Here is a 10,904-nt window from a genome sequence, read left to right on the forward strand (position 1 = left end):
TTGGGAAGGTTAGGATGGGCTTTTTAATTTTTTATTTATGGGATATGGATTTTTATCAGTAATACCACCAATTATTGCAATTATTCTGGCCTTAAAAACCAAGCAAGTTTATATTGCGTTATTACTTGGTATTTGGTTTTCTTGGTTAATTATTGAAGGCTGGAACCCATTAACAGGAACTTTAGCAATGATTGAAGGAATGGTAAATGTGTTCCAATCTGAAGGAAATACAAGAACCATCATGTTTAGTGCTTTGGTTGGTGCTTTATTAATATTTATTCAATTTTCTAGAGGAGTTGAGGGTTTTATCAACATTATCAACAAAAAATTAACAAAATTAGAAACCAAAAAAACAGGATATAGTAGAGTAATGGTTCAAATTTTGGCAACTGTAACAGGGTTGTTATTATTTGTAGAAACCAGTATTTCTTCTTTAACTGTTGGTACTTTGTATAGACCAATTTTCGATAAACTAAAAATACCAAGAGAAAAACTCGCTTACATTGCAGACTCAAGTTCTGCACCTTCATCTATCTTAATTCCCTTTAATGCTTGGGGTGCATTTATTATGGGATTATTAATTACACAAGGAATTGAAAAACCATTTCCTGTAATGATGTCATCAATCTTGTATAACTTCTATCCTTTATTGGCAATTGCACTTGTTTTTGTGGTGATTTTGTTTAAAAAGGATTTTGGTCCAATGAAAAAAGCCGAAAAGAGAACCTTAGAAACAGGCTTATTAATGAACGAAGGTTCAAAACCAATGGTCTCTGATGAAATTACTTCTTTTCCGCCAAAAGAAGGCATTGAAGCCAAGGCATATAATATGATTGTGCCTTTATTAACGATGGTTTTTATGATGCCAATTAACCTAATTTATACAGGTTGGAGCTCTGTAAAAGAATCTACATCGTTTTTGAATCACGTTTCGCAAGCAATTGGCGAAGGTTCTGGTTCGTCATCTGTTTTATATGCAGTAATTACAGCAATTTTGGTAGCAATGATTATGTATTTTATTCAAGGAATTATGAAGCCAAAAGAAGCAATTGATTTAACTTTAAAAGGAATTAGTGAGTTAATGCCTTTGGCTTTATTAATGCTATTAGCCTTTGCAATTGGTGATGCTTGTAAGGAATTAGAAACAGGAATTTACGTTGCAAATGCTACAAAAGAGTGGCTTTCTCCAGAATTATTGCCTGCTGTAGTTTTTATTATTAGTTCTTTTATTGCGTTTTCTACAGGAACTTCTTGGGGAACTTTTGCAATTATGTTGGCAATTGCAGTGCCAATGGCAAATATTCATGGAGCAGATATTACAATTGTAGTTGCTGCAACTTTAGGAGGAGGAATTTTCGGAGATCATTGTTCGCCAATTTCAGATACTTCTATAATTTCCTCAATGGCTTCTGCCAGCGATCATATAGATCATGTAAAAACACAATTGCCTTACGCTTTATTTGGTGGTGCAATTACTGTTATTCTATATTTGATTATTGGTTTTTTAGGTTGATTTTAAATGCAGAAAATCAAAATTTGTAGAGTTTTTTGGTTGATAAAAAGGTGCAATTATGAATGTTATTTCGAAATGCCAGCCCTTAAAGGTTTTCAAACCCTTTAAGGGTTAAAAAACATAATATGAAAGAAAAAAATATTCTAAAAAAAACAGGTAAAACTATTACTGATGGTGCAGACCAAATTTTTGAACAATTCAAAAACGGAATTTCCAAAATAGGTGATTTAGGTTCCAATACTAAAAACAAGTTTATAGAATATGTAAAGGATGTTTTTAATGTTTTACCAATTCTAGAAAAAGCTGGTTTTAGAACTAATAGGTTAATTGTTGGAGTTTCAATTCCACCTTCTGTAGAAATTCATTTTACAAGATTTAAAGAAATTGATAAAGAGGAAATCGATATTTTGTATGAAGAATATAAAGACAAGAAAATGTTTAAAATGATTTTAAAATCGTTGTTATTGTCTAATGATTTTCAATCTAAATTATCTTCTGAAAGTTTAGTTTTTTCAGAAACCTGTATTGAAATTTCAATTCCGCCAAAAATTAGTATTAAATATTTGAATAAAGATATTGCTAATATTCATAAAATAGAGGCAGAGTTTGATTGATTTAACTAGCTAAAATTCCTCGTTTTTTAATTTCATCAATCATTCTTAAAGAGCCTTCTTTAATCGTGTTTTCTTTAAAGATAAATGTTTTTTCAAACAATGTATTTCCTTCAAAAAAAGTAACTTGAAAACGATTGTTTAATTTGAATAATTCAGGTTGAATGAGCTCTATTTTAGCGAAAGAATTTGCAGGTAAAACATCAATTTTTTTACGAAATAAAGAAGTTATTTTAGTGTCAGAAAAACCTTGTGTAACTATCACAACCATTTCTAAATCAACATTTTTATTATTGATGATATACACATTCCAATCATCTGTATTATACAAATCATTGTATTCATAAACCACAGCCATTTCTACGTTGGTAACTTCTGGAATTTGGATGTCTTTTTTCATAAAGTAATTAAGAAAACAACCTGTTTGTGTCTTTGTAGTTTGGTGTAATATAACCTTTTAAACTGTTGATAACGATTAGTTTAAAAACATCTTCTTCACAATACATATCAATTAAGTTTTTAGGTTCAAAAACTAAATTTTGTAATTTTAAAAAATACAAATAACAAAACAAATCTATATTTAAATTTTGGCAAAGATACTCTTTTTCTACAGCCTCTTTTAGCAAAGGTTTTAACTTACTTTCAATAAATTTTTCTTTAAACTTCTCAAAAACAATAGCTGCATTTTTATAGTATTTTTTAATACCATATAAAAAAGAGGGATTAAAATAAATTAAATATTTAAGGCTGTTTTTTTGAATCAAAATAATTCTTTCTAAAGGATCTTGAGTTGTCTTTAAAATTTTATCTACTTCATGTAAATATTTATCAATAATAAAACGAACACCTTTTGTAATAAGTTCGTCTTTTGTTTTAAAATGTTTGTAAATTGTTTTTTTTGATATTCCAAGTTGAGAAGCAAGCTCATTCATAGAAAAACGCTTGCTTCCATACCTTATAAAGTTGGTAATAGAACACTCTATAAGTTCTTGTTTACTAACCATTTTTTTACATTATTTTAAACCTCCACCAAGAGCTTCATATAAATCTACAATAGAAACTAATTGTTGTAGTTTAGAATCTATAACATTCAATTCTGCATTTAAAGCACTTTGTCTTGCAGTTAACAAATCTAAATAAGTTGCATAACCATTTTTAAGCAATTCTTCAGAATTTTGTTCTGCTTTACGTAACGCTTCAACTTCATTTTTTCTAAACTCGAATTTTTTAGTTTCAGAGGTATAGGTAAATAAAGCATTCGATACTTCGTTTCCTGCAACTAATAATGCTTTTTTAAACTGAAGTAAAGATTGTTTTTGTTGAGCCAAAGCAACTTCTTGCTGAGTTTTTAAACTACGTTTATTAAATATAGGTTGTGTTAAACCACCTATAATTGTAGCAAATAAAGAATTTGTATCAATTAAATTATCTAACTCTAAACTTTGGAAACCTCCTGAAGCCGTTAATTTTAATGATGGATAAAAATTACTTCTAGCTACATTAGATAATTCAAAAGATTGAATTAAATTATACTCTGCAGCCATAACATCTGGTCTGTTACTTAATAAAGTAGAGGGAACTCCCAGTTTTAATTCGGTTTCTATTTTCTGATTTGTTAAACTACCTCTTTCAAATTTTTGAGCATTTTTTCCTAATAAGATGCTCAATGTATTTTCAGTTTTAAAAATAGCAGTTTCAATATCTACTCCTAGTGCTCTTGCACTGTTGTATTGTGCAATGTTTTGATCTACAGCAACCTGATTTGTTAATCCAGCATCCTTTAAAGCTTTGATAGTTTCTACACCATTTTTGCGAGATTCAATCGTTTTTTTGGTGATTTCTAATTGAGAATCTAAAGCCAAAAGCTGGTAATATGTAGTAGCAATACTAGAAATTAATTGTGTTTTTACAGCTTGATGAGCAGCTACACTTTGTAAGTAACCAGCAGCAGTTGCACGTTTGTTACTTCTAATTTTCCCCCAAATATCTGCTTCCCAAGAAACATTAGCAGTAATGTCATACTGATCTATTCCTCCTCCAAATATGGATCCAAATTGACCATTTTTAGACAACTCTTGATGTGTAGCATTTGCGCCTACACTAATTGATGGTAAATAACCAACTTTCCCTTGTTTTGCGTATGCTTCTGCAGCTATCATTTGCTGAATTGCAATACGAACATCCATATTATTTTGAAGTCCTTCTGCAATATACTCACTTAAATACACGTCCGTAAATAAGCTTTTCCAAGATATATTTGCCATAGAAATACTATCTGAGGGCAAATTATCTGTTCTGTACAAGTTTTCTGTTTCTGTAACTTCTGGTCTTGTATAATCTTTGGCTACAAAACAACTTTGTAATGTAAAAGCCATTACTGTTATAACTAATCCTTTTTGAAGGCTAGTATTTTTTAGTATTGATTTCATATAATTAATCTTCATTTTGTTGAGAAATAACTGCTGGTTTACTAGAAACTTTTTCTTGTAACCATTGAAATAATATAAATAAAATAGGAATTACAAAAACCCCTAAAATAGTTCCTATCAACATTCCTCCAGCTGCTCCAGAACCAATAGAATTGTTTCCTTCAGATCCAACACCTTTTGCTAAAGCTAATGGCATTAATCCTAAGATAAAAGCAAACGAGGTCATTAAAATTGGACGTAAACGTGATTTTGCTCCATGAATTGCTGCATCTACAATACTCTCTCCATTTTTTCTTCTTTGTAAAGCAAACTCTACAATAAGAATGGCGTTTTTAGCCAACAACCCAATAAGCATTATTAAAGCAATTTGAAAATAAATGTTGTTTTCTAGTCCTAAAAGCTTAGTGGTTATATAGGCTCCAAATACTCCAAATGGCAATGATAATACAACTGCAAATGGCAGTAAATAACTTTCGTATTGCGCACTTAATAAGAAATAGACAAAGAGGATACTTAATATAAAAATGAACGTTGTTTGGTTTCCTGCATTTACTTCTTCACGAGTTAATCCAGAATACGCAACAGTATAATTACTTGGTAGTTTTGCAACTTCTTCTTCAATAACTCTAATAGCATCTCCTGTACTATAACCCTCATTGGTTGCACCAGAAATCATGGTAGAATTAAATAAGTTAAAACGCGTTACCGATTGTGGTCCATACACTCTTTTAAGTATTACAAATTGTGTAATTGGTGTCATTTCACCAGAATCTGTACGAACATACATACTATTTAAAGCATTTTCATCTGCTCTATCTTCTGGTAAAGCCTGAATGTATACTCTAAATTGTTTACCAAATCTAGAGAAATCCGAAGCATAAATTCCACCTATATATCCTTGTAATGTAGAGAATATACTGGTTACAGAAACTCCTTTTTCTTTTGCTAGAGGTACATTAACTTCCATTTCGTATTGTGGATAGTTTGTACTAAATGATGATTGTGCATATTTAATTTCTGGATGACTCATTAAAGCCATAGATAATTCTTTATTTGCTTTGTCAAGATCTGTAAATTCGCCACCAAACTTATCTAATAAGTTAATTTCAAAACCAGCTGAGTTACCAAAACCACGAATACTTGGTGGTGAAAAGAAAATAATATTTGCTTCTGGAATAGCTGCTGCTACACCAAATAATTTTCCAGTAATAGCTTGTGCTGAAAGTGCTGGATCTGTTCTGTCTGCCCAATCTTCAAGTTTTATAATACCAAAACCAAAATTACTACCTGCTCCACTAATTAAACTTCTACCTTTAATAAAATTAACTGCTACAATACCATCTATACCTTCTATTTTATTGTATAGATTTCTAGATACAGCATCTGTTCTATCTAAAGATGCTCCTGGAGGTAACTCAATATTTGCAAAAATAATTCCTCTATCTTCATTAGGTACAAACCCTGTAGGTGTAGTTGTTGATGCCCAATAAATACCAATAACAGCAATGATTAACAATAAAACAGAAACAAACTTTCTTCTATATAAAAATTGTAATGACTTACCATATCTGTCTATAGTTGCGTTAAAGCCTCTATTAAAAAGAGTGTAAAAGCGTTTTAAAGGGCTTTTTCCTTTTATTTCTTCATCTTCTTTATGTGGTTTTAATAACAAAGCACATAATGCAGGACTTAATGTTAAGGCATTTACAGCTGAAATTAAAATAGCAATAATCAATGTTACACCAAACTGTTCGTAAAACACACCTGTAGGTCCTGTTACAAATGTTACTGGAATAAATACTGCTGCCATTACCAAAGTAATTGAAATAATAGCTCCAGAAATTTCATTCATTGCTGTTAACGTTGCTTTTTTCGGGTTTTTTTCACCTTCATCTAATTTTGCGTGAACGGCTTCAACAACAACAATAGCATCATCAACCACAATACCAATAGCGAGTACTAAGGCAAATAGCGTTAATAAGTTTATCGAATATCCAAAAACATTCAAGAAAAAGAAGGTACCAATAATTGAAACAGGTACTGCAATTGCAGGAATTAAAGTAGATCTAAAGTCTTGTAAGAAAATAAATACTACTAAGAATACTAGTAAAAAGGCTTCTAATAATGTAGTAATTACTTTATCAATAGATGCATTTAAGAATAAACTTGTATCATAAGGAACAAAAATGTCTAATCCTTCTGGAAGATCTGCTTTTACTTGCTCTAAAGTAACTTTTATATTTTCAATAATTTCTTGTGCATTAGATCCTTTTGTTTGGAAAATCCCCATAAATACTGCTGGTTTTCCAAAACTCATCGCATTTGAAGCGTAAGATTGTGCATCTAACTCTATAGTTGCCACATCTTTTAAACGTAAAAATTGTCCATTTCCTAAAGCTTTAATTACAATATCACTGTATTGTGCTTCATCTTTAAAACGACCACTATACGTTAAAGTATAAGAAAATGATTCACCATTATTCTGACCTAAAGATCCTGCTGCTGCTTCTAAATTTTGTTCGGCTAAAGCTGCAGAAATATCAGAAGGAATTAAATTATAAGAGGCCAATTTCTCTGGATTCAACCAAATACGCATTGCATAATCTTGTTGCGAGAATACACTAACATCACCAACACCACTTATACGTTGCATTGCTGGAATTACGTTAATTTTTAAGTAATTCTGAATAAAAGTAGCATCATATTCATCGCTTTCAGAATACATAGAAATAAACATTAATGCACTAGTTTCTTGCTTTTGTGTTATAATACCTGTTTGAGTAACCTCAGAAGGTAATAAAGGAGTTGCTCTTGCAACACGATTTTGTACGTTTACAGCTGCAATATCAGCATCAACTTCTTGATTAAAATAAACTGTAATTTCTGCTCCTCCTGTATTAGATGCTGTAGAGGTAATATAAGTCATACCTTCTACACCATTAATTTGTTCTTCTATAGGGATTATTACACTCTCTAAAACTGTTTCAGCATTTGCTCCTGTATAATTTGCTGTTACCTTAATTGTTGGAGGGGCTATATCTGGGTATTCCTCTATAGGCAAGCTAGTTATACTAATAACTCCTAGTAAAACTATGATAATAGAGATTACTGTAGAAAGCACTGGTCTTTCAATAAATGTTTTTAACATGACTAATAGGTGTTTTGTTTATCTAATTTCTAAATAAAGTTGGAACTGGTTTTATTGCCTCTTCAAAAGTTGTTTCCTGAGGTGCTATTTCCATACCGTTTCTTAATTTTCCTACTCCTGAAATAATAATCTTGTCATTAATCTCTAAGCCAGATTCTACAACATATAAATTATCTACTGTTCCTTTAACTTTTAAAATTGAAGTTTCAACTTTGTTGTCTGGACCTAATTTAAAAATCATAATATTTCCTTGTTGTTCATACGTTGCTGTTTGAGGTACAACTATGGCATCTTTATATTCTATAGGAAATCTAATTTTACCACTATTTCCATTGGTTAAAATTTCTTTTGGATTATCAAAAGCAGCTCTAATTTGAATAGTTCCTGTACTTTGGTTAATTTGTCCTGTACTAGTTTGAATGCGTCCTTTTTCTGAATATTCTTTACCATTTGCTAAAATCAAAGTTAAATCTGGAGAGTTTTTAATACGCTCTGCTTTATTTTGACCTTCAGATCTTTGTAAATGATCTATATATTGTGCTTCGTTAAAACTGAAAAAAGCATAAACTTGACTTATTTCGCTAACTGTAGTTAATGCTTTTGCATCATTTGGACTAATTAAAGCTCCTTCTCTAAAGTTAATAGCACCTACATAACCATCTATTGGGCTCTTAATAGTTGCATAACCAATATTTGCAGAAACACCACTTAAGTTTGCTTTTGCTTGTGCTAAATTTGCTTTTGCAGTTTCTAATTGTACTGGACTAATAATGTTTTTTTCTACTAGTGGAATTAATTTATCAACTTCAACTTGTGCAACATTAACACGTGCTTTTGCTGCACCTGCATCTTGACTTAAAGACTGCGTTTCTAGTTTAAATAGCATTTGTCCTTTACGTACTTTTTGACCTTCATCTACGTATACTTTTTCTACATAACCAGTTGTTTTTGCTCTAACATCACTATTTACGATACCTTCTATAGTTGCAGGATAATCTGTGTAACCTGAAACTGTTTTTGTTTGTATTTGTGTTACAGGAAATGCTGCTGGTGGCGCTTGTTTTGCTGTTGCAGAAGCCTCTTGTTTATTGTTACAACTTACAAAGACTAAAAATGCACTTAGTGCTAGTAAGGTTTTTATTGTAGTATGTTTCATTTTAATCTTGATTTAAATATCTAATTTATTATTGGTTAATTTATTTCTTAATTCTTCTACAGAGCTGGTGGCTCCGTCTATAAATTTTATATAATCATCATGAAAAGTTAAATCGAACTTTTCGTTTTCATTTTCAATAGTATTTGTCTTTTCTTTATACTCTTTTAATTCTAAATGTATATCACGTTCTTCTTTCCATTTTTGCACCATATTATCTATATGATGAAAAACCATATCTCTATTTATAATAAAGTATTTTTTTCGATCACCAGTTTTGGTGAAATACACAATTTTATTTAAATCTTTTAAATGATTAAGATGAGTAGAAATGGTACTTTTACTTGCACAAAGTATGGTTACCATATCATCAAAAGTGCTTCCTTTTTTACCAGTAAGAATTACGTAAGCTAAAATACGTGCAGCAACAGGAGCTAATTGCTCTCTATCTTCTAAATGAACACCTAGTTTTTCTACTAGACCCATTTTTATTTTACAGATTTCTTGTTTCATTTTATTTACTTTAATACTATTTTAAAAACTAATACTTTAAGAATAGTAAAATTATGGCGCAAAGATAAATTATTAGTTCGGAACAAACCGAACAAAAAGAAGTTAATTTGATGTTAAATGAAAAAAGCCGATAAATTTATCGGCTTTAGTTTTATTTAAAATGAGTTAAAACTCTTTTAATTAGTTTGTTAAAATATTTTTTATGGAGGGTTATTTTACCAAATCTTATAAAAATCTTCTTTAGAAATTACATCTCCATCACAATCATCAATAGTTAAAGTGCCTTCACATAAGCCACCAAACTCATCTTCTTGATTGTTTTCATCGTATTTAGTAACTTTTCCGTTTTTATAAACTGTAATTTGTTTTAAAACTTCATCAGCCTTATTGGTTTCAAAATACCAAGTTGAGAACCCCCAATCTGCATATTCATCATCTCTATTCTCATCCCAATATTGTGAAAAATAATTCATTATATAACTGATTTAAATTGTTCTAAAAAGCGTTTATCATTTTCGTAAAACATTCTTATATCAGGAATTTGATATAACAACATTGCAATACGCTCTATACCCATTCCAAAAGCATAGCCTGAGTATTTTGTTGGATCTATGTTTGCATTTTTCAACACATTTGGATCTACCATTCCACATCCCATAATCTCTAACCAACCAGTACCTTTTGTAATTCTGTAATCGGTTTCAGTTTCTAATCCCCAATAAATATCTACTTCTGCACTTGGCTCTGTAAATGGGAAATAAGAAGGACGCAAACGTATTTTAGATTTCCCAAACATCTCTTTTGTAAAGTATAAAAGTGTTTGTTTTAAATCAGCAAAAGAAACATCAGTATCTATATATAAACCTTCTACTTGATGAAAAATACAATGTGCTCTTGCAGAAATATCTTCGTTTCTAAAAACGCGTCCAGGAGAAATAGTTCTTATAGGTGGTTTGTTATTTTCCATATAACGTACTTGCACAGAAGAGGTGTGTGTACGCAACAAAATATCAGGATTTTGTTCAATGAAAAACGTGTCTTGCATATCTCTTGCTGGGTGATATTCAGGCAAATTCAATGCAGTAAAATTGTGCCAATCATCTTCAATTTCTGGACCTTCAGAAACTGTAAAACCAATTCTATTAAAAACTTCAATAATTTGGTTTCTTACTAAAGATATTGGGTGTCTAGAACCTAATTCAATAGGTTCTTGAGGGCGTGTTAAATCTCCATAAATACCTTTTTCTTCTACAGCATTTTCTAAAGATTCGTTTAATTCTGCCACTTTTCCTTCAGCAGAACTCTTTAACTTGTTTAAAGCTTGCCCAAAATCTTTACGTAATTCAGCATCTACATTTTTAAATTCAGCAAATAAATCTTTTAATAATCCTTTACTTCCTAAATATTTAATTCTAAAAGTTTCAACTTCTTCTTTAGTGGTTGCTTTAAAAGCATTCACGTCTCCAATAAGTTCTTTTACTTTATCTAACATTACCTTTTCAATTAGGTGGCGAATTTACAAATTTTTATTTTTGTT

Annotated in this window: 10 protein-coding genes; 2 read left to right on the forward strand and 8 right to left on the reverse strand. The window is 30.5% G+C overall.

Going from position 1 to position 10,904, the window contains the following annotated elements; all coding sequences use genetic code 11:
• The first annotated feature begins 37 nt into the window (after nt 1-37).
• Both LPB03_RS10905 and LPB03_RS10910 read left to right on the forward strand, forming a co-directional pair.
• Nucleotides 38-1,513: a Na+/H+ antiporter NhaC family protein gene (locus tag LPB03_RS10905; RefSeq protein ID WP_065319641.1), complete on the forward strand. Its 1,476-nt coding sequence runs from the start codon at nt 38-40 to the stop codon at nt 1,511-1,513.
• A 125-nt stretch (nt 1,514-1,638) separates the two neighbouring features.
• Nucleotides 1,639-2,127, forward strand: a complete 489-nt coding sequence (locus LPB03_RS10910; protein ID WP_065319642.1) for a hypothetical protein — start codon at nt 1,639-1,641, stop codon at nt 2,125-2,127.
• A gap of 1 nt (nt 2,128) precedes the next feature.
• On the opposite strand, the gene LPB03_RS10915 is transcribed toward LPB03_RS10910, so the two are convergent.
• The 8 genes from LPB03_RS10915 to pheS all read right to left on the reverse strand — a co-directional run bounded on the left by LPB03_RS10915 (nt 2,129) and on the right by pheS (nt 10,859).
• Nucleotides 2,129-2,524, reverse strand: a complete 396-nt coding sequence (locus LPB03_RS10915) for a hypothetical protein (protein ID WP_065319643.1) — start codon at nt 2,522-2,524, stop codon at nt 2,129-2,131.
• Between the two features lie 7 nt (nt 2,525-2,531).
• Nucleotides 2,532-3,128, reverse strand: a complete 597-nt coding sequence (locus LPB03_RS10920; RefSeq protein WP_065319644.1) for a TetR/AcrR family transcriptional regulator — start codon at nt 3,126-3,128, stop codon at nt 2,532-2,534.
• A 9-nt stretch (nt 3,129-3,137) separates the two neighbouring features.
• Entirely contained in the window at nt 3,138-4,553 is a 1,416-nt protein-coding gene (locus tag LPB03_RS10925; RefSeq protein WP_065320121.1) for an efflux transporter outer membrane subunit, read from the reverse strand.
• A gap of 4 nt (nt 4,554-4,557) precedes the next feature.
• Nucleotides 4,558-7,701: an efflux RND transporter permease subunit gene (locus LPB03_RS10930; protein ID WP_065319645.1), complete on the reverse strand. Its 3,144-nt coding sequence runs from the start codon at nt 7,699-7,701 to the stop codon at nt 4,558-4,560.
• Nucleotides 7,702-7,723: 22 nt separating this feature from the next.
• Entirely contained in the window at nt 7,724-8,857 is a 1,134-nt protein-coding gene (locus tag LPB03_RS10935) for an efflux RND transporter periplasmic adaptor subunit (protein WP_065319646.1), read from the reverse strand.
• A 12-nt stretch (nt 8,858-8,869) separates the two neighbouring features.
• Entirely contained in the window at nt 8,870-9,367 is a 498-nt protein-coding gene (locus LPB03_RS10940; RefSeq protein ID WP_065319647.1) for a GbsR/MarR family transcriptional regulator, read from the reverse strand.
• 215 nt (nt 9,368-9,582) lie between these two features.
• The gene (locus LPB03_RS10945) at nt 9,583-9,840 is read right to left on the reverse strand and encodes a hypothetical protein (RefSeq protein WP_065319648.1); all 258 of its coding nucleotides are present in this window, start codon (nt 9,838-9,840) and stop codon (nt 9,583-9,585) included.
• Nucleotides 9,840-10,859 (reverse strand): phenylalanine--tRNA ligase subunit alpha, encoded by a 1,020-nt coding sequence (pheS, locus tag LPB03_RS10950; protein ID WP_065319649.1) that lies wholly within the window; start codon nt 10,857-10,859, stop codon nt 9,840-9,842. The genes LPB03_RS10945 and pheS overlap by 1 nt, the downstream gene beginning before the upstream one ends.
• Nucleotides 10,860-10,904: the final 45 nt, after the last annotated feature.

Source organism: Polaribacter vadi, from assembly GCF_001761365.1.
Lineage (GTDB): Bacteria > Bacteroidota > Bacteroidia > Flavobacteriales > Flavobacteriaceae > Polaribacter > Polaribacter vadi.